We start from the raw sequence: 26,123 nt of genomic DNA, 5'->3' as shown, positions 1-26,123 counted from the left end.
TCCGTTTACTCGCTATATACTGGCTGTAATCATCAGGTGTATTTAAGTTCAGCAATAGTTGGTCAGACTCCATCTGACTTAGTACCAAACTCTTCGTGTTCAGTTTATCAAGTAAAGACATAACCCTATAATGTTCGCGATCAAGTGCCGATTGAACGAGGCCCACTACACGTGTATGGTAGAACGCATGAAATGGTTGGCCAGCTAAATGGATCACATCCGCTCCGCTATCCCGCTCCGCATAAAGCCGTCCTAACAGCTCCTCACTAACATCAGGCATATCGCAAGCAATAACAAACATATGACCTTCGGGTATGATAGACATGCCTGCATGTAATCCAGCTAAAGGCCCGCATCCCGGGAACGCGTCGACAACAAAATGCAACTGTTTCGAAAGTGTACCTAATTGATCCCGATATAGCTCGGATTTTTCCTCTGTACCCGCCGCAATTGTAACGGATAAGGATAGTCCGAGAAGCCGCTTAGCAAGGCGTGCAAGCAGTAGCTCCCCATCAATAGGGAGCAACGCTTTATCTCGTCCCATTCGGCTACTTAAGCCTCCAGCAATGATTAAGCTATGGAATGTCCTAAGCCCCTTGTCCTTCATTAGCTAACACTTCTCCTCACCTAACAAAAAGAGCAGCCCGCCAAGCTGGAAGCTTGACAGGCTGCTGCCGAAGCTCTTTACTTAAGCTTTGGAAGGGTCAAAGGAACTCTTAAGAGAAACGATACGATTAAATACAAGCTTCTCTCCCGTAGAGTCCTTAGGATCAACATTGAAGTAACCATGACGGAAAAATTGAAACTTATCTCCACCTGTAGCATCATTCATATTAGGCTCAACGAATCCTTTTTCTATTTGCATTGAAGCAGGATTAATACGTTCCATGAAGGATGTATCTTCTTCTTTCGATTCATCAAGTATTAGCGGCTCGAATAATCGGAAATCAGCTGCAATGGCTTGCGATGCCTCAACCCAATGGATGGTTCCTTTTACTTTGCGCTCATTAAATCCGCTACCGCTTTTCGTCTTAGGATCGTACGTACAATGAAGCTCGATAACTTCACCGTTCTCATCCTTGATTACTTCTTGGCACGTAATGAAATACGCATGTTTCAAACGCACTTCGTTACCAGGGAACAATCTGAAATATTTGTTCGGCGGGTTTTCCATAAAGTCGTCGCTTTCAATGTAAATTTCACGTGAAAACGGGATTTGACGCATACCCATCTCTTCATTTTCAGCGTTGTTTTCCGCGTCTAACAGTTCAGTTTGTCCCTCAGGATAGTTCGTAATGACCACTTTAAGCGGACGTAGCACAGCCATCGTACGAAGTGCCTTCATCTTCAAATCTTCGCGGATAAAATGTTCCAAATTACGTTCATCAACTAGACTGTTGCTCTTAGATACGCCAATTTCACGGCAGAATGTACGGATTGCTTCTGCAGTGTAACCGCGGCGGCGCATACCACTAATCGTTGGCATACGAGGATCGTCCCAGCCATCAACGACACCTTCATCAACCAGTTGCTTCAAGTAGCGTTTACTCATTATTGTATTCGTCACATTAAGACGAGCAAATTCATATTGACGAGGTACAGCAGCCATCTCACACTCTGCTATTGCCCAGTCATAGAGAGGACGATGATCTTCAAACTCAAGTGTACAGATAGAGTGCGAAATACCTTCTATTGCATCACTGATCGGATGTGCATAATCGTACATTGGATAGATACACCAGTCATCACCTGTGCGATGATGATGCGTATGCGAGATTCGATAGAGAATAGGGTCACGAAGTGTAATATTAGGCGATGCCATATCAATCTTCGCACGTAGTACACGTTCTCCATCTTTAAACTCCCCAGCACGCATACGTGCAAATAGATCAAGATTCTCTTCAACGCTACGACTGCGGAATGGACTTTCTTTACCCGGCTGTGTGAGCGTTCCTCTCATCTCTCTCGTTTGCTCTGCGTTCAAATCACATACGTAAGCTTTGCCTTTTTTGATCAAAAGAACGGCACGGTCGTAAAGCTCTTCGAAATAATCGGAAGCGAAATGTAGTGAGTCCCATTCAAAACCAAGCCAGCGAATGTCTTCTTGAATAGCATCCACGTATTCTGTATCTTCCTTCGCAGGATTCGTATCATCGAAACGTAGATTTGTTTTTCCGTTAAACTCCTTCGCCAGCTCGAAGTTTAGACAAATTGATTTGGCATGACCAATGTGCAAATATCCATTTGGCTCCGGTGGAAACCTCGTAATGATATCCTGCGTACGGCCGCTCTTCAAATCTTCTATGACTATATTTTTAATAAAGTTTGAGGATGATGCCTTGTTTTCTGTTGCGTTCTCCATCGCGACCAACCTTTCCCACGAGAAAATATTTATCCCTATATAATACACAATAATCGATGAAATTACACTTAGAAAGGGGACACCTGACTTTATAAAATGTGGATATTCGTTTATTTACCCTGTTTTTTTAAAAATACCTTTTCTAAAAAAGTTGCAATGTACATTATTAAAATCTTCTCACATTTAACACGGAGCAACATTTTCCATTTATTATAGTCAATAACGAAACCACAATATGATATGCCTAATTCCCAATCGGGAAACGGGGGAACCACTTTGGGTGAATTGATTTCGACGTTTGGCTAGACCAGCGCCAAAGAAATCATAGGGAACCTTCAACCGAACCCCTCAGCTAACCTCGTCGGCACTGGAAGGAGTTTCACCAATTGAAAAAGAAAGTTAGCACGATTTTATTCGGGCTTGTGCTTCTCCTAGCGTTCCAAGCTGGAAGCGCATTCGCGAGCACATCCAAGATGGACAGCTATATCGATGATGTAATTGGTACGAACTATGTTTATGGTGGCACAACGACTAAAGGCTTTGATTGCTCAGGCTTTACAAGCTACGTCTTTAACAAGATGGGCATCGAATTGTCCCGCAGATCTGTCGACCAAGCTACTCAAGGAACAAAAGTTGCTAAAGCTGATCTTCAGCCAGGTGATCTCGTATTCTTTGACACTAGCGGCAAAGTAAACGGCGGCATCTCCCACGTTGGTATTTATGTTGGAGAGGGCAAATTTGCTCATACTTCCACTCGTATCGGCGTAACAATCGATGAAATTGATTCTTCTTATTACAAATCTCGTTTCATCACTGCGCGTCGCGTAATGGATGAAACTGCACTAGCTCAATATACTGTGGCTGCTGAATAGTCTTAACCATCATCCAAATAAAGAGGTTGCTTCGAAGTATTTCTACTTGAAGCAACCTCTTTTTTGTACAGGCATCTACCGGCTAACCGTACTCAATTCTCTTATTCTTGTAACAATGATCTTCTTGATTGTGCTTTCCCAAGTAATAGCATCATAATCAAAATAAGTAGCATACAGGTGACCAATACTCCGATATACCATAACGTTGATTGTACGTGATACCGATCCATCATCCAACCTGTTATTCTTGGGAATAATGCTCCACCTATTCCACCGAACGCAACAAGCAGACTTGTAGTTCGTTCTGTCATTCCAGGCAGTAGTCCATTCGCATATACTAAGGCGATACCGAATATTCCTGAGAAGCAAAGTCCACTACTTGCGATTAATACCAGCATCCACCCCTGCTCCTCTATAACAACCAGTAACCCAAATACAAGTACAGCTCCAATTGTTGTTAGTAGCAAATACTTCGCGTAGCCAAGCTTTTCCGCAAGAATACCTGCAAATAAGCGACCCACTACAACTGCCCCCCAAAAAATACTTAGCGCAGCAGTAGCACCAGATTCAGACATACCAGTACGTGTAATTAATATAGAAGGTAAGTAATTGGAGAAACTCATTTCCATCCCAACATACATCATAAAAAATAGTGCACATAGCGCAAGGAATGGAACAGATTTGTTCGGATAACCAATCAAGCTCCCCTTGTTTGTCGTAATATTTTCGCTTATACCCGGTACAAGGGTATTCCTCTCGGCTCCATTTCTTTCATTTCCAATACGACCGTCATTGGGAGGCAATCCTATCTGCTCATCTAAGTTCCCAAATGAAATGGTTAACCACATCACAAAAGCTATACCCGACATCGCTGCTAATATAGGAAATGAAAGCTGCCAAATATGTTGACCGATTAAATACGCTGTAGTAATTGGGATGATTAGTGCGCCTAATCCGAAAAACGTCTCCAATTTGCTCATTGCGGAAGCTTTACCTTTCATTAGGTCAATAATCATTGCTCCAACTATCGCTTCGGTCATACCAAATCCAACACCCGCAATAGGGGCAAATGCAAGCATCCAACCCCAGGGCAATAATAGGCTATAAGCTGCCTGGCTCAATGCCAGCAAGCCCATTGCTGCGAGAACAGCCCCTCGCTTCCCGATTCTAGAGGATAGTGCTGGAGCAAAAAGCACACCTACCAAAAAACCAAGAAATTGATTCATTATCCACTGTCCGCCATCCTTGTAGGTCACACCATAATGTTCGATAAGCTGTTCTAGAACAGAACCGCCAATAACATGTGCAAGACCGATGACCAAATAAGACAAGCAGCCGATCCATAGCAGTCGCTTCATGTTTACACATTCCCCTTACATGTACGTCCGATTAACGTCTATCTGTTATACTGTATTCATGAAAAACACAAACAACTCTTCCAATTATAATTCAATTGGCGCGAACATGACTATTCACCCTTTGGCACTTGAACACGCTATAGAAATATGCAATTGGTCCTACAATCCTCCATACGATATATATAACTGGCCAACTTGGAAGCAATTGAAAAAGGACGAAATCGAATTTGGCGATCCCGTCCTTCGTAAGGAACAATATTCGGCTATCTTAGACATCCAAGGACATCTAATTGGCTTCGTTCAATTTTTCCCTATGTCTAATGTAACAAGACTCGGATTAGGTCTTCGACCTGATCTATGTGGTCATGGTCTTGGTATGTCCGTTGTAGCATTAATTACTGCGGAAGCGCTTCGCCGTACGCCTGACCAGGAGATTGATTTGGAGGTACTATCCTGGAATTTACGAGCAATTCGAACATATGTGAAAGCCGGCTTTCACATTACGGACACGTATATGCGACCTACTCCAAATGGTATGAAAGAATGCCATTGCATGTGCTACAATCCAAGTACTTAACTTTGTATCGTTACGATTAACGATTCCTAGCGCGCTTACCTGAGTCCTTAATATCTGCAAATAATATAAAACCTTTCCGTACTAGCACCGAAATCGTTCGTATCCATTCGCGCGTATCGAGGTCTGTATATACCCTTGATACAATTGATCGCCGTTGTTCGTTCAATAATACTAAATTGGGTACAAAGTAAGGACGCCAACTCCAATTGAGCTGTTTGAAGTCTTCCTCCGATGTCCAACCTTCTATAGCGTCATTGCGATAGTCCGAGGATACTTGAATACCTTCTTCATTACAAATGTAGATTCGCATAAAAGATTCATCCAAATCAGGAAGCAGTTGCCTAAGCCAAACATCGGATTCATTAGGGGAGTCCGATGAATTCACTATATTTTGCAGCTTGGCGGCCATGCCTTCTGCCCGGTTATGCCAGTATCTCTCTGTCATAGCATATTGCTTAAGATGACGCATTAATTCTTGATCAATAATAGAAGCGAAGTCATATGGATCACGTAAATTCGGTTCAGCTTTTGCAAATAGGAACCCCTGAACATAACGTGCCCCCGACTGAATCGCGCGCTCCAGATCTTCTGTCGTCTCTACTCCTTCAAATAAAAGAGAAGCGCCGATCTGCTCTGCAAGTTCAGAGAACGATCGAAGCACCCCGAAATAACCATTGTGAGTAGCACTCCGTTTGACCATATGCATATCAATTTTAAGTAGATCCGGTTGAATCTGTGCGATCCGATCAGCGCTGCTGAACCCGCTTCCGACATCATCGATTGCAATTTGGCAGCCGTAAGAACGATAGTTTTCAACCAAAGCAAGAAGCACATCTATCGAACCATCGAAACTTTCCTCTGTTATCTCGATGACAATCCTTCGAGGATCAACATTATATTTTTTCAGTAAAGTAAGCGTATACATCTCACCCAGTTGTCCAAACCGATAAATCCAACTAGGCTTCAAGTTCAAAAAAAGGAGGGGCGGCGATTTCTCTTGTCCTAGTCTTGCAATAGCCTGCTCTCGAATGATTCTATCGACTTGCAGTTGTTCCTCCATAGGAATAGACTCATCCCCGAAAAACGGTCCAAGACTACGTACAGACTCTTTTCCAACAGCTCTCCCAAGCACTTCATACCCTGTTATCCGTCTAGTATCTAGCGCAATAATAGGCTGATAATAGGCCGCTAATACTTCATCATTGAGATTAAGCGCATTCGGAAGCGAATTCGATGGATGAATGACTGTCATAGCGCCCTCCCTAACGTAACCTAATATGTCAAAATATCTATCATTATATTTCTTCCATTGTATCGGAGGCGACTTATAATGTAAAGATTCGACATTTTTTTCAATGTCAGATGTTTACCCCGTATCGCCTCCGTATATGTACAAAAATCTATATCAACCTAACAATTTGAATAACATTGTCACCTTGCGACACTTCAATAATATGATGTTTGTCATTATAAGTAAGAACTCCTTTGCCTACTGCAATGACTGGATTCGAACCGAGTCCAAAAAAGACGTCGTCAGCGAGTGCCTCCATTACTTCATGTCGATCTTCCACCGGCAATACTTCCCACTCCTCCGGCTCCATCTCAAAAAAGGTGTAGCTTTCTTCTATTTCTCCTACAGCAGATGTCAATTCCTTCAAAATATCTTCATATTCACGCGCATGACGAACTCCCATTTTCCGCACATCCTTTTAAATTTATTGATCACTAGTTGTTTACTATAATCTCAGAATACCCTTTTGACGATATAAATAGAAGTAGACATGTGTAAACGGCTGTTCGCAGGTTGAAATGGTGCAGTCCGCTTTCGCGAAATGTCGTAAACATACTGGACGGGGTGTATGATGAAGAACTCAACAATTATTGGTATCGTGTTAAGTCTAATCGCTGTACTTGGCGGGATGGTACTAAAAGGCGCTCATTTGTCGTCATTGCTCAATCCTGCTGCCTATATGATTATTATAGTAGGTACGGTTTCTGCTGTTCTAATCGCGTTTCCTATGTCTGAGCTTAAAAAAGTGGGTGCTTTATTTAAAATCATCTTCTCTGAACAAAAGCTGCCATCGCGTGAAGAATTAATTTCTAAATTTATGGAATGGGCATCGATCACTCGCCGTGAGGGTTTACTTGCTCTTGAAGCACGCGTAGATGAAATCGAGGATAACTTCTTGCGCAATGGAATGCGCATGATTATAGACGGAAACGACCAAGATCTCGTTCGCGACGTCCTTCTAGAAGATATCGCAGCAACTGAGGATCGCCACAAAGCTGGTGCCTTGATTTTCACTCAAGCTGGTACATATGCACCGACTCTCGGTGTACTTGGTGCCGTTGTTGGTCTGGTTGCAGCTCTAGCTGATATGAGTGATATGGCTAAACTCGCCCATGCAATCGCAGGTGCATTTATTGCTACTTTGCTTGGTATATTCACAGGTTATGTACTATGGCATCCAATGGCTAATCGATTGAAGCGTATTTCCAAAGCAGAGATTCAAATTCGTCTTATGATGTTAGAGGGACTACTTTCGATTCAATCCGGTGTGTCCACAATTGCCATTAACCAAAAACTATCTGTCTTCCTGACGCCAACAGAGCGTCTGAAGCTGAAAGAGAAGGAGGAGGGCGAAGGTGAGCAAAAAGCGTAGACATGAAGAGCATGAAGAACATGTTGACGAATCTTGGCTAATTCCTTATGCTGACTTGCTGACTCTCTTGCTCGCTTTATTTATCGTTTTGTATGCTATGAATTCTGTCGATGTGAAGAAATTCGAGGATATGTCGAAAGCATTCAGTATGGCACTCAACAATGGCAGTGGTATATTAGAACTTCCTTCAGTTGTGCAGCAAGGACAAGACCCTGACAAGACAGATTCCAATGCAGACGACAAAGAGGAAGAAAAACAGAAAGATCAAGAAAACGAGAAAGAAAATGAGAAGGTTAGCGATGCCGACGCAGCTCTCCAGGAATTAATCAAACACGAGCAAGCAGAGCTTGAAGATTTAAAGAAAAAGATCGATACATACATTGATAAAAATGGTCTCACTAGTGATCTAGAGACAAAGCTGAATATGTCTCAGTTGCTTATAACCATTAGTGACAACGCTTTGTTCGCACCAGCCCAAGCTGTCGTTAAAGAAGATTCGAAGGAACTCGCTACTGCGATAAGCAAGATGATCCAGCAATATCCACAATACAATATTATCGTTGCTGGTCACACTGATGATACTCCGATCAATAATAGAGCTTTCCGTTCCAACTGGGATCTAAGCTCTATGCGCGCTGTTCGCTTTATGGACGTCATGCTTGAGAACAAACAGCTTGACCCTAAACGTTTCAGTGCAATTGGATATGGAGAATACCATCCAATAGCAGAAAACAACACGAAAGAAAATAAAGCCAAAAATCGTCGTGTGGAAGTTTCCATCATTCATACGTATGTTGATGCCACCAATCCCCAAAAGCTAACCGTAAAAAAATAATATCGCTCTTCGGATAAATAAAGAAGCCTCCAATACCCACATGAAACTGTGGAAATTGGAGGCTATTTATTTGAGAATCTATCTTTGTTCATAAACGTATTCAGTTCGGTTTGTAATCGAGAAGACCGAATAGTTCCGACCGTTCTCCTTCTGTCAGGTTGCGCCACTTGCCAACCTGTAGTTCACCTAAGTGGATATTCATAATTCTAACCCGTTTAAGTCGATGCACCTGAAACCCAAGTGCTTCGCACATTCTACGAATTTGTCGGTTGCGACCTTCTGTCAATATAATTCGGAAGGATCGCTCCGCTACTCTAGTCACTTTACATGGCAGGGTCATACTGCCCAATATGTGTACTCCATCTGACATACCTTTAAGAAATACTTCATTAATAGGCTTGTTCACCGTTACGATATATTCTTTCTCATGTTTACCTTCAGAACGAAGAATCGGATTAACTACATCACCATCGTTCGTCAAAAGAATCAGCCCTTCAGAATCTTTGTCCAATCGTCCAATTGGAAATATTCGTTCTGGATGACCGATAAAGTCTACAATATTTCCTTTAATATGAAGCTCTGTCGTACATGTAATACCTACAGGTTTATTTAATGCGATATACACATGGCGCTTATGTTCACCAATACGACGACCATTAATCCGTACATCATCGCCATGCTCCGCTTGACTGCCAAGCTGTGCAATAATTCCGTTAATCGTAACTTTCCCGCTATCTATCAGTTTATCCGCTTCTCTACGGGAACAGAAACCAGTTTCGCTTATAAATTTATTGATTCTCACTGAAGACTCACCTCGTTGTAGCGTATCCTACACTATCCTTTTATTTTCTGCAACTTCTTCGCTGAAGATATAATCTCGTTAGATTCTATGATATGTAGAGCGATATCACAAGTCAATGCTTCTGAAATCATCGCTTGTGCGATCCCATTCGCTGTTACCGGCTTGTATTTGCTCCATCTCCCATTGAATAGGAAAGATAGCTTCTCTGCAGCTTTAATGACAAAACTTTCACGAAAACTTGTTTCCTCACGATGCCCCAGAATGAGTGATGGTTTAAAGATAAGAAGTGATGGAAGTTGCAGTGCTTTAAGATCTTGTTCTACCCTACCTTTTACTTTGCTGTAAAAGAACATCGAGTTTACACTCGAACCAATTGCCGTTACGATTAGCATCTTTCTTGCACCATAGCGTTTGCACAGTCGACCCAGCTCCATAGGATAGTCATAATCCACAAGTTGAAATTGCTCCTTGGAACCCGCCTTTTTCATAGTAGTCCCTAATGTGCAGTAGATATCTGCTCCTTCTATTAACTCTGCGGGAGTATGTCCTAATTCTTTAAAATCTAGTTGTCGCTGCTCTAGTCTTGGATGAGACATGGAAAGTCTTTTACGAACAATTACCGTCACCTTCGTATAATGCCTACTGCTCAGAAGCAACTTTACAAGTTCTCCACCGACGAGACCTGTCGCTCCGACAATTACCGCTCTTCGCTCCATCTATTTACTCTTCCCCCTAGGTACCTCTACACAAACATTAAGCCTCCTGTAGTATATCGCTCTGCACATTCTCATTCAAGGCAGGTAGAGTTAATTTAACCGATGTCCCTACATTGACCTGACTTTGAATATCTAACGTCCCTTGATGACTATTAATAATACGCTGGCTCACCATAATTCCTAGACCTGTTCCTGTCTCTTTGGCTGTGAAGAAAGGATCACCAATCTTCGAAATCATATCTTCTGGTATGCCTATTCCTTCATCGGTAATCGATATTGCGATATTGCTGCTCTTCTTTTGGATAGAAATATGTACAGAGCCTCCACCTGGCATCGCTTCAATCGCATTTTTGAGTAAGTTGATGAATACTTGTTTTAATTGGTTTTCCTCACATGAAATGCTGCATTCTTCATCTGTAATAATCGTTTTAAATTCGATATTATGGAGATGCGCTTCACTATCGAGGAAAATAAGTACATCCTGTACGACGTCCCTAATATCTTTAATAACAAACTTAGTTGCCTGAGGTTTTGCAAGAATGAGGAACTCACCAACGATCAAATTAATCCGATCTAGCTCAGATAACATAAGCTTAATATGAGATTGATTAAGCGAATGGCTTTGTTGTTGCAACTGAAGAAATCCTCTCAGTGTTGTCAGCGGGTTTCTTATCTCGTGTGCAACCCCAGCGGCAAGTTGTCCAACTGTTGTCAGCTTCTCCGAGCGACGCAGCAATTCTTCCATCCGGTTACGGCTTCTCATATCCCGGCAAATGCTTGCAAATGCTCGTATCGAGCCATCGGTATCTCTAATTGGTGAAACAGTAACACTAACCGGAATAATCTCACCTGTCCGTGTTATTCGAACTGTTTCTTGCGCGGGCAACTTCTTCCCCGCAAGCAGAAGTCCAATCATCTGCCGTTTCTCCATCTGATGGGAATCTGGAATAGTAGGGTAATGCTGTCCGAGTACCTCCGCTTCGTCATAACCAAACAAATGCTCGAATGCACGGTTAACTTGTATGACCTTTCCGTCCAGATCCATAATATGAATAGCATCATTAGAGTGATTAATAAAGGACTCTAGATGCTCCTTCATCCTTCTATTTTCCTCGAAAGCCTTTCTCAGCTTATTCATATATATGCTCAAATTCTGTGACATCGCATTGATCTTCAGCGCTAGCAGACCAAACTCATCTTTTCCCTTAATTTGAATTGGCTTGTGGAAGCGAACCGAAGACACTTCATTTACCTTCCACAAAATATCTTTAAGAGGACGAATCATAACGCCAACTAACCAATACATGACGACAACCATAATCATTAGAAAAATGCTGGTGTACATAATTGTGTGATCTCGTTTTCGATCTACCATCGTGGCAAGCTTTACTTTGTCGTAAACGATGCTGACTACGTAATTGCTTTTTTCCTCAGGCAAATAATAGCTCCTTAAATAATTGCTCCCGTCCTGTGAAAAACTTCGAGACACGAAATCACCCGACTTTAGCGCTTGCACAAACGACTTATCGTTGTTAGCATCAGAATACGTATATGTACCATAACGAATCGACAACGTATCTTTCTCAAAGACCGTTACTTCCTTGATCCGTGGATTAAGGTTATACAAAATAGAGAAAACCGCTTCAGGTACGATTGGCTTTTCCTCGTCGCTATTTAATGTATGCGTTTCGTAGCTTTCGATTGTGTCAGTAGCTTGTACCGAAGCACGTTCCATAGATAAATTCATCATATCTTTTAGTCCAAGCACCATCGAATATTCACTAAGCAGATGGTATAAAATGACTACAATAAATAACATGAGTGTAATGGCTATCGACAGCTTTGACTTAATCGACACTGAACGACACCTCCTTTGTGAGATGATCGGTTAGAAGTAGAACCAAATGACTATTCACAACCTGTGCACACTGTCAACAGAAGTTATCCCCAGCTGTTAATAAGTTGTGCACAACTCTGTTTATACTTGTGGCAATTATCCACAAAGTTATCCACTCTATGTTAACATCGGAATATTTGTTCGTTGCATAAATAATAAACCCCATAACAAGGAGCATCACAATGAAAAGAGAAGAAGAAGATCAATACTGGATGCAGGAAGCGATTAAAGAAGCTCAAAAAGCTGAAAGTATTGGTGAAGTGCCTATTGGAGCAATCATCGTCCGAAACAATGAGATCATTGGGCGTGGACATAACTTAAGGGAGACAAGTCTTGATCCGACTGCACATGCCGAACTCGTTGCGATAAGGGATGCCTGTGAACAAATACATGCATGGCGACTGCTCGATTGCACGCTTTACGTAACACTGGAGCCTTGTCCAATGTGCGCTGGCGCCATTGTTCAATCACGAGTTAAGCGGGTCGTTTACGGTACAACCGACCCGAAAGCAGGATGCGCAGGTACATTAATGAACCTACTGCAAGAGCCCCGTTTCAATCATGAAACGGAGCTCACTAGCGGCGTTCTTCAAGCCGAATGCGCTTTGTTGCTCACCCGATTTTTCCGTCGGCTGCGTGAACGGTAATCATTATCTATGTCTATTGCGATGGGTAGAAGAAAGTTCGAATTCATTACGCTGTAAATATTGAAGGGCTACGATAAGTTGATCTGCCTCTTCACTAACAGCTAAGACGGCCGGATCTGTCAGACTTCCCCGCACCTCGGCTATTTCATGAAGCTTTTGCCGAAGCGATTGCAACTGTGTAAGCAAGTATATTTTATCCATGGTCGCTTCGAGGCACGCTCCTTATCTAGTAATCATGTCGTAATAGTTCCATTATACTCCGTGCTTTTCGTGGTGTTTGTAAAAACTTGTCGACGAACAGCTACAATTTTTAGGCATTATTCGACATTTAGGAGACATTTGTTCCAAATGTTAGTGCTTTTGTCCTACTCAACTTATGAGAGGCTCTTAATCGTAATGGGCACAATTGTAATATAGGAAGCGATGCAGTAAAATTATTTCATAACACCGTGGATAGAGGGATGATTTTTTGTGAACAATAAAGCAGTTATTCTAGGTTGCAATTATTATATTGGACTCAGCACCATTCGCTGTTTAGGCGTTAATGGTATACATACTGTCGCTGTAGATTATTCAGAAAAGCACGCCTATGGCGCGCTGTCAAAATATACGTCCGAACGTTTAATTGCACCTCATTACAAAGAGGACACAAAGTCATTTATCGCTTTCCTAAAGGACTATGCAAGCAAGCAAAGCAAACCGCCTGTTCTTATCCCTTGTCACGATTCCTACGTCGAGGTCATCGACGAACATCTTGACGAGCTTAGAAACTATTATTTAATACCACAGACCGAACAAGGGCTGTATACAAAGGCAATGAATAAAGAAGTGCTTCACCGACTTGCGGAAGAACATGGCGTTAATGTTCCGGAAACAGTGCGAGTGAACGAAGACAATTTCCTTGAAAAAATCGCTACCATTTTAAAGTACCCTTGTATCGTAAAGCCAACAGATTCTCCATCATTTGTAGCTAAATTTAGACGCAAAATATTTAAGGTTAATAACGAATCCGAACTGCTAGAAGCACTGGCGAAAGCTAAGGATGCTAACCTAGAAGTCATCGTTCAAAGGATCATTCCAGGGTTTGATGATCATATGTACACCTTTGATGCTTATTTGAATCAAGATTCCAAAGTAACTCACTGGTTAACTTGTCAGAAATTCCGACAATATCCGATCAACTTCGGGGCATCGGTCTATACGGGTCAAAGGCATGTTCCCGAACTATTTGATATCGGAGCCGCTTTTCTCGAGAATATTGGATGGAAGGGCTTTGCAGAAATCGAGTTCAAAAAAGATGCAGAGACTGGGCTTTATTATTTGATCGAAATTAATGTTCGTATAACGAATCTAAATAATCTTTTGTATAAAGTAGGCATCAACTTCCCTTACATCACTTACAGGGAATTAACAGGATCACCTGTGGAGCCACATGCCATTACTTGGGATACAAATCGTGTATTCTGGTACTTCTATGAGGATATGCTTGCCGTTCGTGATTACATAAAAACGAAGCAGATGACTCGTGGTCAGTTCGTCAAATCTTTGTTCAAACCGAAAGCAAACGCAATATGGCAATGGAGCGATCCGAAACCAGGTTTAGCTTATGCGTCGATTATTAGTGGTAAAGTATTAAATAAACTTTTTAGAAGATAGTCTATATAAGAATGGGGTTGATGGCATGCTGCTGGCTACCTTAGTTGAGCACCTTGAGTTCAGCATTTTACAAGGTGACACCAATACAAATATTTCGTCCATCGCCTTCGATTCCCGTGAAGTTGTACCGAACGGTTTATTCGTTGCGATAACCGGCTTCACAGTAGATGGACATCAGTATATTCAGCGAGCAGTCGAGCTTGGAGCGACTGCTATTCTTGTTGAGAAAGATATTAAAGTAGACGCTCCTATTACCATTTTGAAGGTTGCGGATACTCGCTATGCTATGGCTCACACCTCTGCACGTTTCTATAGTGATCCTACAGAGAATTTAAATTTAATAGGTATAACCGGTACGAATGGCAAGACGTCGACGACCTATTTTATTAAGTCTATCCTGGAGCAATCGAAACGTACTGTAGGGGTTATCGGAACGATCGGGGCGATGGTTGGCAATCAGTCACTCAAAACAAAGTCTACGACGCCAACGACTCCTGAATCGCTGCATCTCCAGCACATGTTTGCCGATATGGTCGAAACAGGCGTCCATGACTGTGTCATGGAAGTTTCTTCTCATGCATTAAGCTTGCAAAGAACGGCTGCTTCTCGCTTCAAATCAGGTATATTCACTAATTTAACACCCGATCATCTAGAGCTACATAATACGATGGAGGAATACTTCGAAGCGAAGGCTATGCTCTTTGATTTAACGACCGACTACAATATCGTTAATATTGATGATGAATATGGCAGACGCCTTGCAGCCAAGATATCGTCCAATCAAGCTAAGCTCGTCACTTATGGCATTGAAAATGAAGCTGATATCCGCGCCACGGACATTCGTCAATATGCGGATTATACGAGCTACATTGCACATACACCAACAGGCAGTATTGCTATCCAGAGCAACCTTCCTGGCCTTATATACGTCTATAACAGCTTAGCAGCGGTAGCATGCGCCTATTGCAACGGAATTAGCCTTGATCAAATCGCAGCAGGCATTCGGGCTGTTGAAAGCATCAAAGGGCGACTTGAAGTCGTCTATCAAGATGATGATCGTAAAATCATAGTCGACTTCGCTCATACGGAAGATAGTCTAGAGAAAGCTTTGTCTACACTCAGGCCGTTCACAAAAGGGCGACTTCTACTTGTATTCGGAGTGTATGCTGCCCCAGGACAACTTGGTAGCGGCAAGCGACAAGCGATGGGTAAAATCGCTGCTGCTTATTCCGATATCGCAATTGTCACTTCGGATAATCCGAAGGACCAAGATCCAGATACAATCATCGCAGAAGTATCTGCAGCAGTAGAAGCTGCTGGTGGTACGTATCGCGGAATCGTTGATCGACGTGAAGCTATTCAATATGCAATCGATATAAGCGAAAAGGATGACGTTATTCTTATCGCTGGTAAAGGACATGAAACGTCACAAGTGATAGGCAAAACGGAAATCCCCTTCAATGAAGCAGAGATCGTCAACGAAATTATGAGCAGCAAGTAATTGATGAGGCGTTCGGAAAATTAACTCATTCATCTACTTCAAATTATGCAACGGAAAGGTTATCCCACTATGTGCGGTTTCGTAGGATTTGCTAATAGTCAAACTGACATTGACAAGCAACAAACTATCCAAGCGATGATGGATACGATTATTCATCGCGGACCTGATAGCGGAGGTATCTTTTCCGATGATGATGTCACATTCGGTTTTCGACGTTTGGAAATTATTGATCTATCCCAAGAAGGCAGCCAACCCATGTATAATGAGGATAAGAGCTGCATTCTTATTTTTAACGGAGAAATCTACAACTATAAAGAACTAAAACAAGATCTGCTGAGCAAAGGACATGTTTTCACCAGCCAAACAGACAGTGAAGTTATCCTTCACGGTTATGAAGAGTATGGTGTTGATATTGTTCAAAAGCTGCGCGGCATGTTCGCCTTTGCTATATGGGATAAGAATCTTCGCAACCTATTTATAGCAAGAGATCATTTCGGTATTAAGCCGCTTTACTATACTCAGAATACAAGCGATGGCTCTCTATTGTTCGGCTCGGAAATTAAGTCTTTTCTAAAGCACTCTGCTTTCCGTAAAGAACTGAATAAGAATGCGCTGAAGCCTTATTTAACGTTTCAGTATTCTGTACTCGATGAAACATTCTTTAAAGGCGTGTTCAAGCTTAAACCTGGTCACTATATGATTTATAAGGATGGAAAACTCGATACTACGCGTTATTGGGACGTAGCTTTTAACGAGAAGGACGGTTCACTAGAGCAGTATGTTGAGCGAATCAAGGACTCTATAAGAGAATCTGTGGACTATCATAAAATAAGCGATGTCAAAGTTGGCTCCTTTTTATCGGGAGGGATTGACTCCAGCTATATTACGGCGTTGCTTAAGCCAAATAAGACGTTTTCCGTCGGTTTTCAAGATCACGAGGGCATGTTCAATGAAACGAACTTGGCTAAGGAACTATCGGATATTTTGCACATTGAGAATCATCGAAAAATGATTAGTGCAGAGGAATGCTTCAACATGTTGCCAACGATCCAGTACCACATGGATGAGCCACAATCGAACCCATCCTCCGTTCCGCTATATTTCCTTGCTGAGCTAGCGAGCAAGCATGTAACCGTTGTGTTGTCCGGTGAAGGCGCAGATGAAATTTTCGGAGGATATGCTTGGTACGAAACGACGCCAGCGATGAAGAAGTACGAGCGATTGCCCTATGCGCTTAGAAGGCCAATGTCTTTCCTCGCTAAGTCATTGCCGAAAAATCGTATCACTGCCTTCCTCGTTAAAGGCGGACAGAAGGTTGAGGAACGTTTTATCGGGCAAGCCAAAGTATTCGAGGAATCCGATGCGCTTGCGGTTCTGAAGGATGATTATAAGCAAGGACCATCGGTCCAAAGCATTACCAAAGGCGTCTATGCCAACATTCAAGGCAAGGACGACGTAACGAAGATGCAATATCTCGATATGAAGCTGTGGCTTCCTGGTGATATTTTGCTCAAAGCAGATAAGATGAGTTTGGCGCATTCGCTAGAGCTACGTGTACCATTTCTAGATAAGAAAGTGATGGAGCTCGCTGGGCAATTGCCTACGAAGCTTAGAATCCATCCAAACAATACGAAGTATGCTTTGCGAACGGCTGCGAAGGAAGTATTGCCGGATGCTTGGGCTAACCGCGAGAAGGTAGGTTTCCCTGTGCCAATTAGACATTGGCTCAAGGAAGAGAAATACTATTCGCTTGTTAAAGAGCAGTTCAAGTCTGAAACGGCTAAACAATTTTTCCATGTAGAAGAGCTTATGAAATATCTCGACTCGCATTATGACGGGAAAGCTAACTATGCCCGCTATATTTGGACGGTGTATGTTTTCCTAGTATGGTATAAGAGGTTTTTTAATTAATGAAGAAACAAAACAAAAAACGGAGTGTTCAGCTCCTTATTACATCCCTTCTTATCATAGTTGTTGTCGTCATCTACTCACAGTTTGCTAATCAAGATCAGCCTGTAGGATTACCGCTCACTACCGACAATCAAGGTAAGGAAAAGCCAGCAGAATCTAAGAAACCTAAGCTTGCTCAAGGTAAAATTACCTTTACTAGTGTAGATGCTGACACAGGTTTACCTATCGCTAATACGGAGTTTGCCATCATCGAAGAGATGACGTCTGCTATCATAGAAACTGTGCGAACAGATTCAACGGGTAAGGCAACATCCGGGCTTTTCAATTATGGAACATCCTACAAAATTAAACAGGTAGACATTAATGCTGTGTACGAACCGAACGAACAGGAAACGAGAATTGAAATTTCGGCTCCGAGTCACACGGTTGATAATAAAAGTAAGCTTGAAAGCCATATCAAAGACGTTGTACGCAAAGACGATGGAACGATTGAGATTAAGAGCGTCTACATGAATGTAGACACGATTATGCAAAAGCCTGAGCTTCCGAACGGCTGTGAGATCACTTCACTAACTGCTGTACTCAATTATTATGGTTACGATGCAGATAAGCTCGACATGGCAGATAACTATTTGCCTAAGCAGCCTTGGACGAAAAAAAATGGTAAGTTGTACGGTGCCGATCCTTATAAAGCTTACGCGGGGGATCCAAGAGAACAGCCTGGCGGATTTTTCAGCTACGCGCCACCTATTATCGTTGCAGCCGAAAAGTACTTGAGCGACCGAAGTGGCGTTAACACTGCAGAAGATATAAGCGGAAGTTCACGTAGCGATATATTGCAAAAGCTGAACAGCGGCATTCCAGTTGTCACATGGATTACGCTAGACCTGTCTCCACCAAAGGTCACCTATTCCTGGTATTTGAATGAGACCAATGAAAAATTCAAAGCACCCGTTAACCTCCATGTTGTCGTACTGAACGGCTATGACGCTACAAGCAACACGGTAAATGTCATGAATCCATTAACAGGACAAGTGACTTACAATGCAGATACCTTCTTCAATAGTTATGTAGAAATGGGCAGCCATGCGTTAATCGTAAAGGGTTAATCTTGTAAGAAGATAGATATCGCAATTATAAAATTTCTTATTCAAAGTAGGTTAAATAATGGAGCATAAGAGCTTAGGCGTAATAGGGGGAATGGGCCCCAAAGCAACTGCTGTATTTTTCGACAAAGTTATCGAAAATACAGCCGCAGAGCGTGATCAGGATCATATCGATATGGTCATACTGAATCATGCAACGATTCCTGATCGCACGACTGTTATTTTGGAAGGAACGGGAGAACGGTTCCTAGAAGCAGTAGCGAAGGACTTCAAACTGCTGGAGCATGCTGGCGTGGCGCATATTGCAATTCCTTGCAATACTTCACATTATTTCTATGATGACATGCAAGGGATGACAACTGTTCCTATTATTAATATGGTCGATGAAACGTTAAAGATTATTCATGAGCAGTACGGTTCCAATAATCGTATCGGCATTCTAGCTACAAACGGAACGATACAATCTGGCATCTACACAAAAGTAAGCGAACAATACGGTATGGAGCTACATGTTCCAGATGCAGAGATGCAAGCTAAAGTTATGAAGATCATCTACACCAACGTTAAAGGTCAGATGGACTTTTCCCCTGATGAGCTGGAAGCACTCATTGAGGAGCTTGTAACGGTTCATGGCTGCAAATGCGTCATTCTAGCTTGCACTGAACTGTCCTGCATCAAACTAAGCTCAGCTACTGCTGAGTGCAGCGTCGATGCTATGCAGGTGCTGGTGGAGAAGTCTATTGCTTTGTCGGGAAGAGATATTAAAGCGTAAAAAAACAGCTAGTCCCGTTGTGGGCTAGCTGTTTTTATTTCTTTTAAGGCGCTGGTTTCCAGTGATTGGTTGGTGTATACCCATCTGCGACATGCGCTTCATCGAATACAAGTGGAATTATAACATAACCTAACACATTAAACTGTTCATCGTAGAATACAAAGTAATGTAATGTATCGTCCACTTCTTTTGGCTGACCTTCACTCGTACTGATATAGCTATATGTTGAACTTATATTGAGTTCTTGATCGCCATACAGCACAAGATCATTTGTTTGACTAAATAATGCTGTATTAGAACCGTAAGGATCAATATACAACTTAACGTTTTCTTTAGTTAATGCCATTGGATAATGACTAGTTGGGAACATGACTGAAACTGAATGACTTGAATAGTACTTCGCATTGGGAAGAACTTCTTTAAATTTATTTGGATTTAAATAAGTTTTTGAAACCGCACTATATGGAGTTACCTCCCAAGGCTTGTTTATAAGCTCTTCTTTTAATTGTTCCTTTGTTAGAGCAACTACTCTAAGACCAGTATCAATCGTTAGTTGATTAACTGGGGAGAAGTCGTAATGATAAGGACCTTCTGCAAAAACCACACCATCGCGAATTATTTTAACATAAAGTGTGCCCTTTTCAGATGTAATCTCTGATTCATTAAGATAAACACTACGATGTGTTCCTGTTCTTATCAATTTCATTGGATTATCATTGGTGTATACTTCGATAACATCCGTATCACGTGATCGATCACCATTCAAAGTACCAATTTGTAATGTGTAACCTACAGACCAATCTTTTAATGTGAAATTGTAAACATCTTTTTTGAAGATCTTTACACCTTCTTGAATTGTTCTACTTTTTTGGAAAATAATATTATAAGACTTGCTTCTGATTCCATCGCCGCTTTGAACGTACATATATATACGTACATCTTGACCCGGTTTAACATCAATGTTAATAGTATCTTCTTGGTAATCAAAATAGTAAATGGTGTTCTTACTTACATCATCCAATACATCAATATAAATGTTTATTTTTGAATACGTTGATTTCGTTACGCTTAAATTAATTTGAGTCTGTTCAAGTAAAGTATTAACAGCACTATAATTAAACGATTCTGAATCAAAACCAACTGTACCCGTAGAATAATAGTTTCCATCCAACTGCTGAAGTTCAAAATCGCCAAATGATAAACTTTCAATTTTAGCTACCTTACATGCCTCACTAACACATGTATTTGGTGTTGGTTCTGGTGTTGGTGCCGGTGTTGGCACTGGTGTTGGTTCTGGTGTTGGCACTGCTGTTGGTGCCGGTGTTGGCACTGCTGTTGGTTCTGGTGTTGGTACTGCTGTTGGTTCTGGTGTTGGTACTGCTGTTGGTTCTGCTGTTGGTTCTGCTGTTGGTGCTGGTGTTACTTCTGGCGTTGGCACTGGTGTTGCTATCGGACCTGGGCCGGTACCTGAGTTAGTATCACTAGTTGAAGTTGGGGTTGGCGTCGATGTTGGCGTTACCGCACCTGCGCCGTCAACCTTACTTGGCTTTGTTTCGAATTCCGAACCACTTGCATCTTTATTTATAACGGCATTTTCAATCTTACCTCCGCCTAACAAATCAGTAACAGCATCAAGAACTAACTTAAGAATAACTGCTTCTTTGCTCAAGTTGATTTGGTTGTCTGATGCATTGGACTTTACATTCAATGACTCAATTGATCCACTCGGAATGTTAACTTTAACATTAGATGCCATGACGTTAACACTTTCATAATGTCCTAATAATTCCACTTCTGATCCAGAAGGCAATTCATTGGAAAGATTAACATTCGATATCCCTGAATCAGTAACAAATGACTCTTCTAGTTTGACAGGTGAATGAACCTCTACATATTCAATAGATGATGCTCCAACAACTAGAATTCTTACCTTGCCACTTTTTTTATCGATAGACATACGAACGACTACAGAATCTTCAAAGTGGACAGAGTTTGGGCCACCGCCTTGAATCTTTGTTTCGCCTTCAATTTTCACTTTTTTGAAATGAACGTCACCTTCACCAACCGCAGCTGTCAACGTAACGTTACCTTTAATCGTCATATTTTGTAGAGTAACACCTGGAGCAGAGATAACTACATCGCCGTAAACGGTTTCTGTAACTGACTTATCACCATATACGCCCGCTTTATCATACGTTGTAGTTGGAACTCCATATGCTAGTGCAGCATCTAGTAATGTTACACTCTGAGCTCTGGACAAGCCACCTTGTGGGTTAAAAGATCCATCTGGCAATCCGCTTATTATTTTCTCTTGAACAAGTGTAGCTACTGCATCTTGGCTAGATTTTGATATGTTAGCAGCGTCAGTAAACGTCACCGCTTTTTCTTCAGAAATCTTTAATCCAAGCAATTTGAATACCATATTAGCCGATTGTTCACGCGTTACTTTGTCGTTTGGACGGAATGATCCATCCGAAAACCCGTTAACATAACCTGCTTTTACCGCTATAGAAACTTGTTCGTGTACCCAACTTTTTTTGTCCACATCTGCAAAGGCAAATTCTGCTTTCTCCGTTAATTTAAACGAACGATTGATCAGAGAAACAAATTCTGCTCTCGTTACATGACGATCCGGTTTATAAGACCCATCATCATATCCCTTTAATAGTCCATTGTCTACCCATTTACGCAGACTTTCTGCTGCCCAATGACCATCAATATCACTTGCTGGTTTCGTACTTGCTCCAACAGTTCCGAGCAATGTAAATGACATCGCTGCAACGAGAAGTAAACTGATCCATCTTTTTGCTTTGTTTACTTTCTTAAACTCCAACAATCTAAATCCCTCCATTAAATATAAATCTATTACTCTACCAACCAGACCAACATCATGCTTTCTAGTAAAAATATATCAAGTTATATTATAATACAAATTGTCCCAAAAAACGACATTTTTTAAGACTAAATTACTAATATGTTCTTGCTAATCGTTTTTTTGTTGAGAATATAGTCCTAAACGTTAACTAAAACTATGTTGTTTGGTTGATAATAATACCATTACTAAAACAATACTTAACGAACAAACGTTGTTCCTTAACCGTGAGAAAACACCTCAACTAGTTAGAACAATCTCTCCCACTATAACGTTCCTTTTTTCGCTGAATACGATTAATAATTACGACAAAAAAGCCGCATAATTATGCGGCTCACTTTTTACTTCATTTAAGGTTTAACTTGCCAATGTTGGGTTGCAGTATATCCGTCAGCAACATGATTTTCATCAAACGTTACTACTTTAGTAAAATAACCAATTGGATTATAAGATGCATCATACAATACAACATAATATACTAAATCATGTGCATCTTTTGGTAGGCCTTCTATATTCCATTGAGTAAATCGCTTTCCAACAAGTTGCATTCGTTCTGATTGTTTATTATCAATACGATCTAAAAAAAGAATATCGTGTGACATAATAGGATACTCAAAACCTAGAGCATTAATTCTCAACTTTACGTAATCCTGATTCAAAGCTAATTTAATCTCGCTGGTTGGTGCCTGTATGTCCCAAATGGTTTCTCCAATATATTTAACATTAGGCATAATTTCTAAAAGTTTTTTTGAATTAATATATGCTTGAAAACCATGACTATAGGGATATTGGTTAAACATATCCTTATCACGGTAATTCACCAATTCTTGTTTATCCATTGTATCTACTTCAATAATCATATCTTCGTTTAATAGTTGCACCGGGTTAGTATTATACTCGTATAGACCTTCTGCAAACAGCTTATTATTTTTATACACTTCAATATACAACTTACCATTACCGTCGATTATATCTTCCTCTGCAATAGAACAGTAAGATCCAATGCATTCAGTTATAGGCCTATTCGTATATAATTTGACAACATGAGTACCATATGTCAGCTTCTCTCCATTTATTGTTCCAAATATTAGCATGTAAAAATTTTTCCATGATTTATTTACTGGATCAAACGATGGAGTTTTCAATATTTTGGTTCCTTCTTGAATCGTTCTCGGATATTGAATATATATCTTATATTCACCGGGAAGATCTGAATAATTATTTCTCACAATTATTTTAATAATAGTATCTTCCATTGGATTGATCGTAATATCAACAGGCTCGTTTCCAATAGCTATTTCTTTATATTTTTCATTCTGCACGTTCCACAAGCTAATAGTGACATTACTAGCATAAACAGATTTTGTTACGGTTATCGGAACTGTAATTGACTCCATGTTTCTTTCCGTTATTATGCTATACGATTTTACTTTCGGATCGAAGCCTTCTTTTTCAGTTTTTACATTCATAAAGTCCAATTGAATTAACTTAAAGTTTTTAAATTCCAAAGCTTCTAGTTCTGTAAAAAGACAATTATTTTTTAAACAATCTTCTGGTGATATTTTTGTTGGTTCTGGTGTCAGTTCTGGTGTTGGCACTGGTGTTGGTACTGGTGTTGCTGTTGGCGTTGGTTGCGGTGCAGGTGTTGAAACTGGCCCTCCACCACCACTTCCGCCACCATTCGATACTGGTGTTGACGTTGGTGTCACTGCTCCTGATCCTTCTACCTTATTAGGTTTTGTTTCGAAGCTAGATGCTGCACCATCTTTACTCACCGTAGCATTCTCTATACTACCTCCACCAACAATTTTCGCAACTGCGTCTAGAATTAGTTTAATAACTTTTGCATCTTTGTTAAGATTGATTATGTTATTTACTGCACCTGCTTGTACATTTAAGTTATTTATCGTTCCACTTGGAACATTCACTTTAACGTCTGAAGATAAAATGTCCACATTTTCGAATTTGCCCAGCAAATCTACTTGGGAACCTGCAGGAAGTCCTTTTGCTAATTGAATATTAGCGAATCCACTATCCGTTACACCCGATTCTTCTAACTTAACAGAAGAATTAACTACAACTTGTTGAATGGAAGATGCACCGGCAACAACTACTCTGACGGAACCATCTTTTTTGTCAACAGTAATACGTACCAAAACAGAATCTTCAAAATGGATAGAGTTTGGACCGCCACCTTGAATCTTTGTTTCGCCTTCAATTTTCACTTTTTTGAAATGAACATCACCTTCATAAACCGAAGCTGTCACGGTAACGTCACCTTTAATCGTCATATTTTGAAGGGTAACGCCTGGTGCAGAGATAACTACATCGCCATAAACGGTTTCTGCAACTGACTTATCACCGTATACGCCCGCTTTATCATAGGTAGTAGTTGGAACTTTATATGCAAGACCAGCATCTAGTAGTGTTACACTCTGAGCTCTGGACAAGAAGCCTTGTGGATTAAAAGATCCATCTGGCAAGCCATTGATTATGTTCTCCTTAACAAGAGTAGCTACTGCATCCTTGCTAGATTTTGATATGTTAGCAGCGTCAGTAAACGTCACTGCATTTCCTTCAGAAACCTTTAATCCAAGCAATTTAAATACCATATTAGCTGATTGCTCACGCGTTATCTTGTCATTAGGACGGAATGATCCATCCGAAAACCCGTTAACATAACCCGCTTTTACTGCTATAGAAACTTGTTCGTGTACCCAACTTTTTTTGTCCACATCTGCGAAAGCAAGTTCTGCTTTCTCTGTCAATTTAAAAGAACGGTTGATCAGAGAAACAAACTCTGCTCTTGTTACATGACGATCCGGTTTATAAGACCCATCATCATATCCCTTTAATAATCCGTTATCTACCCACTTACGCAGACTTTCCGCAGCCCAATGGCCGTCAATATCACTTACTGGTTTTGTGCTTGCTCCAACTGTTCCAAGTAGCGTAAATGACATCGCCGCAACAAGGAGTAAACTGATCCATCTTTTTGCTTTGTTTACTTTGTTAAACTTCAACAATTAAATCCCTCCATCTTCATATCAAAATAATAAAGAAGTACACCTCATAGATTAAAATCTAGTTTTTTCAGTCCTATGCACCAGCATAAACCTATCTAATAAATTTACAACCTAAAATATTGTAATACATAATGTACCATAACACGATACTTTTTTATGACTTATCTACTATTTTAAATGACCGTTTGTACTTATTTGAGTATTTTGACCTAAATATTTAAAACAAGACATTGGGTTTACCACGTAGTTCTGCACTCACTAGATAATTACATATCATTGTAATGGGGATACACATTGATCATTTAGTTGCTCCACTCATAGCTCCGTGATAAACTATAATTTGTCGTGCGCCCGTAGCTCAGCTGGATAGAGCAACCGTTTCCTAAACGGTGGGTCGCGGGTTCAAATCCCGCCGCGGCGCGCCATACTTAAAGGCTTCAGAATCGCACTGTTGTGCGGTTCTTTTTTTTTTGTAACAATGGCTCCCAGATAGAAGTTTAAAATAATTGATGTAATAACACCATAATGAAAGGTTAGGGCAATTATGATA

At 40.9% G+C, this 26,123-nt stretch carries 20 protein-coding genes, 1 tRNA gene, 1 pseudogene and 1 riboswitch; of the genes and pseudogenes, 11 read left to right on the top strand and 11 right to left on the bottom strand.

Annotation, left to right across the window (positions count from 1 at the left end; all coding sequences use genetic code 11):
* Positions 1-124: 124 nt before the first annotated feature.
* Positions 125-607 (bottom strand): annotated as a pseudogene (locus I6N90_RS24930) (molybdenum cofactor guanylyltransferase); the annotation flags it as partial.
* An 81-nt stretch (positions 608-688) separates the two neighbouring features.
* A complete protein-coding gene (locus I6N90_RS22295) occupies positions 689-2,362 on the bottom strand; it encodes a glutamine--tRNA ligase/YqeY domain fusion protein (RefSeq protein WP_197937928.1) in 1,674 nt (557 codons plus the stop codon).
* A 231-nt stretch (positions 2,363-2,593) separates the two neighbouring features.
* A riboswitch (cyclic di-AMP (ydaO/yuaA leader) is annotated at positions 2,594-2,744 on the top strand.
* Positions 2,745-2,748: 4 nt separating this feature from the next.
* Here I6N90_RS22295 and I6N90_RS22290 point away from each other — a divergent pair.
* Positions 2,749-3,234: a C40 family peptidase gene (locus I6N90_RS22290; protein ID WP_232243258.1), complete on the top strand. Its 486-nt coding sequence runs from the start codon at positions 2,749-2,751 to the stop codon at positions 3,232-3,234.
* A gap of 101 nt (positions 3,235-3,335) precedes the next feature.
* On the opposite strand, the gene I6N90_RS22285 is transcribed toward I6N90_RS22290, so the two are convergent.
* Entirely contained in the window at positions 3,336-4,592 is a 1,257-nt protein-coding gene (locus I6N90_RS22285; RefSeq protein ID WP_197937926.1) for an MFS transporter, read from the bottom strand.
* Between the two features lie 58 nt (positions 4,593-4,650).
* On the opposite strand from I6N90_RS22285, the gene I6N90_RS22280 reads away from it, so the two are divergent.
* Positions 4,651-5,169 carry a GNAT family N-acetyltransferase gene (locus tag I6N90_RS22280; RefSeq protein WP_442950981.1) on the top strand — a complete coding sequence of 173 codons (519 nt, stop codon included), beginning with the start codon at positions 4,651-4,653 and terminating at the stop codon, positions 5,167-5,169.
* A 16-nt stretch (positions 5,170-5,185) separates the two neighbouring features.
* Here the strand turns inward: I6N90_RS22280 and I6N90_RS22275 are convergent, their stop codons facing one another.
* Both I6N90_RS22275 and I6N90_RS22270 read right to left on the bottom strand, forming a co-directional pair.
* Entirely contained in the window at positions 5,186-6,421 is a 1,236-nt protein-coding gene (locus I6N90_RS22275; protein WP_197937924.1) for an EAL domain-containing protein, read from the bottom strand.
* Between the two features lie 148 nt (positions 6,422-6,569).
* Positions 6,570-6,863 (bottom strand): hypothetical protein, encoded by a 294-nt coding sequence (locus tag I6N90_RS22270; protein ID WP_197937923.1) that lies wholly within the window; start codon positions 6,861-6,863, stop codon positions 6,570-6,572.
* A 168-nt stretch (positions 6,864-7,031) separates the two neighbouring features.
* On the opposite strand from I6N90_RS22270, the gene motA reads away from it, so the two are divergent.
* Together motA and I6N90_RS22260 are read left to right on the top strand one after the other, a co-directional pair.
* Positions 7,032-7,832, top strand: coding sequence for a flagellar motor stator protein MotA (gene motA / locus I6N90_RS22265; RefSeq protein ID WP_197937922.1), 801 nt, complete (start codon positions 7,032-7,034; stop codon positions 7,830-7,832).
* Complete coding sequence (locus I6N90_RS22260) at positions 7,816-8,667, top strand: flagellar motor protein MotB (protein ID WP_197937921.1); 852 nt, start codon at positions 7,816-7,818, stop codon at positions 8,665-8,667. The genes motA and I6N90_RS22260 overlap by 17 nt, the downstream gene beginning before the upstream one ends.
* A gap of 100 nt (positions 8,668-8,767) precedes the next feature.
* Here I6N90_RS22260 and I6N90_RS22255 read toward each other — a convergent pair whose 3' ends face one another.
* From I6N90_RS22255 to I6N90_RS22245, 3 genes are read right to left on the bottom strand one after another with little or no spacing between them, the layout of a single operon-like run.
* Positions 8,768-9,469 (bottom strand): pseudouridine synthase, encoded by a 702-nt coding sequence (locus I6N90_RS22255; RefSeq protein WP_197937920.1) that lies wholly within the window; start codon positions 9,467-9,469, stop codon positions 8,768-8,770.
* A 32-nt stretch (positions 9,470-9,501) separates the two neighbouring features.
* Complete coding sequence (locus I6N90_RS22250) at positions 9,502-10,185, bottom strand: NAD(P)H-binding protein (protein WP_197937918.1); 684 nt, start codon at positions 10,183-10,185, stop codon at positions 9,502-9,504.
* A 37-nt stretch (positions 10,186-10,222) separates the two neighbouring features.
* Entirely contained in the window at positions 10,223-12,043 is a 1,821-nt protein-coding gene (locus I6N90_RS22245) for a PAS domain S-box protein (protein ID WP_332262498.1), read from the bottom strand.
* Positions 12,044-12,264: 221 nt separating this feature from the next.
* Here I6N90_RS22245 and tadA point away from each other — a divergent pair, with 221 nt between their 5' ends.
* Entirely contained in the window at positions 12,265-12,729 is a 465-nt protein-coding gene (gene tadA / locus I6N90_RS22240; RefSeq protein WP_197937917.1) for a tRNA adenosine(34) deaminase TadA, read from the top strand.
* Positions 12,730-12,732: 3 nt separating this feature from the next.
* On the opposite strand, the gene I6N90_RS22235 is transcribed toward tadA, so the two are convergent.
* Entirely contained in the window at positions 12,733-12,930 is a 198-nt protein-coding gene (locus I6N90_RS22235) for an aspartyl-phosphate phosphatase Spo0E family protein (protein WP_197937916.1), read from the bottom strand.
* A gap of 270 nt (positions 12,931-13,200) precedes the next feature.
* Between I6N90_RS22235 and I6N90_RS22230 the strand changes: the two genes are divergently transcribed.
* The 5 genes from I6N90_RS22230 (at position 13,201) to I6N90_RS22210 (ending at position 19,675) form a co-directional block, all read left to right on the top strand.
* On the top strand, positions 13,201-14,385 hold the full coding sequence (locus I6N90_RS22230) for a carboxylate--amine ligase (protein ID WP_197937915.1): 1,185 nt from the start codon (positions 13,201-13,203) through the stop codon (positions 14,383-14,385).
* Between the two features lie 25 nt (positions 14,386-14,410).
* Entirely contained in the window at positions 14,411-15,886 is a 1,476-nt protein-coding gene (locus tag I6N90_RS22225; protein WP_197937914.1) for a UDP-N-acetylmuramoyl-L-alanyl-D-glutamate--2,6-diaminopimelate ligase, read from the top strand.
* 69 nt (positions 15,887-15,955) lie between these two features.
* Positions 15,956-17,797, top strand: a complete 1,842-nt coding sequence (gene asnB, locus I6N90_RS22220) for an asparagine synthase (glutamine-hydrolyzing) (RefSeq protein WP_197937913.1) — start codon at positions 15,956-15,958, stop codon at positions 17,795-17,797.
* Positions 17,797-18,906, top strand: coding sequence for a C39 family peptidase (locus I6N90_RS22215; protein ID WP_197937911.1), 1,110 nt, complete (start codon positions 17,797-17,799; stop codon positions 18,904-18,906). The genes asnB and I6N90_RS22215 overlap by 1 nt, the downstream gene beginning before the upstream one ends.
* Before the next feature lie 58 nt (positions 18,907-18,964).
* Positions 18,965-19,675 (top strand): aspartate/glutamate racemase family protein, encoded by a 711-nt coding sequence (locus I6N90_RS22210; protein ID WP_197937910.1) that lies wholly within the window; start codon positions 18,965-18,967, stop codon positions 19,673-19,675.
* A gap of 43 nt (positions 19,676-19,718) precedes the next feature.
* Here I6N90_RS22210 and I6N90_RS22205 read toward each other — a convergent pair whose 3' ends face one another.
* Positions 19,719-22,511, bottom strand: coding sequence for an S-layer homology domain-containing protein (locus I6N90_RS22205; RefSeq protein ID WP_197937909.1), 2,793 nt, complete (start codon positions 22,509-22,511; stop codon positions 19,719-19,721).
* 386 nt (positions 22,512-22,897) lie between these two features.
* Positions 22,898-25,573, bottom strand: a complete 2,676-nt coding sequence (locus tag I6N90_RS22200) for an S-layer homology domain-containing protein (RefSeq protein WP_197937908.1) — start codon at positions 25,571-25,573, stop codon at positions 22,898-22,900.
* A gap of 347 nt (positions 25,574-25,920) precedes the next feature.
* On the opposite strand from I6N90_RS22200, the gene I6N90_RS22195 reads away from it, so the two are divergent.
* A tRNA-Arg gene (locus tag I6N90_RS22195) sits at positions 25,921-25,998 on the top strand.
* Positions 25,999-26,123: the final 125 nt, after the last annotated feature.

Source organism: Paenibacillus sp. GSMTC-2017 (assembly GCF_016019935.1).
In the GTDB taxonomy this organism is placed as follows: domain Bacteria; phylum Bacillota; class Bacilli; order Paenibacillales; family Paenibacillaceae; genus Pristimantibacillus.
Note: the sequence above shows the minus strand (reverse complement) of the source record. Positions and strands in the feature narration are given on the sequence as shown.

Bases quoted from the DNA above. Each gene is read 5' to 3' on its own strand.
- I6N90_RS22295 (WP_197937928.1), bottom strand. From the start codon at position 2,362: ATGGAGAACGCAACAGAAAACAAGGCATCATCCTCAAACTTTATTAAA.
- I6N90_RS22250 (WP_197937918.1), bottom strand. From the start codon at position 10,185: ATGGAGCGAAGAGCGGTAATTGTCGGAGCGACAGGTCTCGTCGGTGGA.
- I6N90_RS22210 (WP_197937910.1), top strand. From the start codon at position 18,965: ATGGAGCATAAGAGCTTAGGCGTAATAGGGGGAATGGGCCCCAAAGCA.
- I6N90_RS22270 (WP_197937923.1), bottom strand. From the start codon at position 6,863: ATGGGAGTTCGTCATGCGCGTGAATATGAAGATATTTTGAAGGAATTG.
- I6N90_RS22275 (WP_197937924.1), bottom strand. From the start codon at position 6,421: ATGACAGTCATTCATCCATCGAATTCGCTTCCGAATGCGCTTAATCTC.
- I6N90_RS22235 (WP_197937916.1), bottom strand. From the start codon at position 12,930: ATGGATAAAATATACTTGCTTACACAGTTGCAATCGCTTCGGCAAAAG.
- tadA (WP_197937917.1), top strand. From the start codon at position 12,265: ATGAAAAGAGAAGAAGAAGATCAATACTGGATGCAGGAAGCGATTAAA.
- I6N90_RS22285 (WP_197937926.1), bottom strand. From the start codon at position 4,592: ATGAAGCGACTGCTATGGATCGGCTGCTTGTCTTATTTGGTCATCGGT.
- I6N90_RS22225 (WP_197937914.1), top strand. From the start codon at position 14,411: ATGCTGCTGGCTACCTTAGTTGAGCACCTTGAGTTCAGCATTTTACAA.
- I6N90_RS22215 (WP_197937911.1), top strand. From the start codon at position 17,797: ATGAAGAAACAAAACAAAAAACGGAGTGTTCAGCTCCTTATTACATCC.
- I6N90_RS22280 (WP_442950981.1), top strand. From the start codon at position 4,651: ATGAAAAACACAAACAACTCTTCCAATTATAATTCAATTGGCGCGAAC.
- motA (WP_197937922.1), top strand. From the start codon at position 7,032: ATGAAGAACTCAACAATTATTGGTATCGTGTTAAGTCTAATCGCTGTA.
- asnB (WP_197937913.1), top strand. From the start codon at position 15,956: ATGTGCGGTTTCGTAGGATTTGCTAATAGTCAAACTGACATTGACAAG.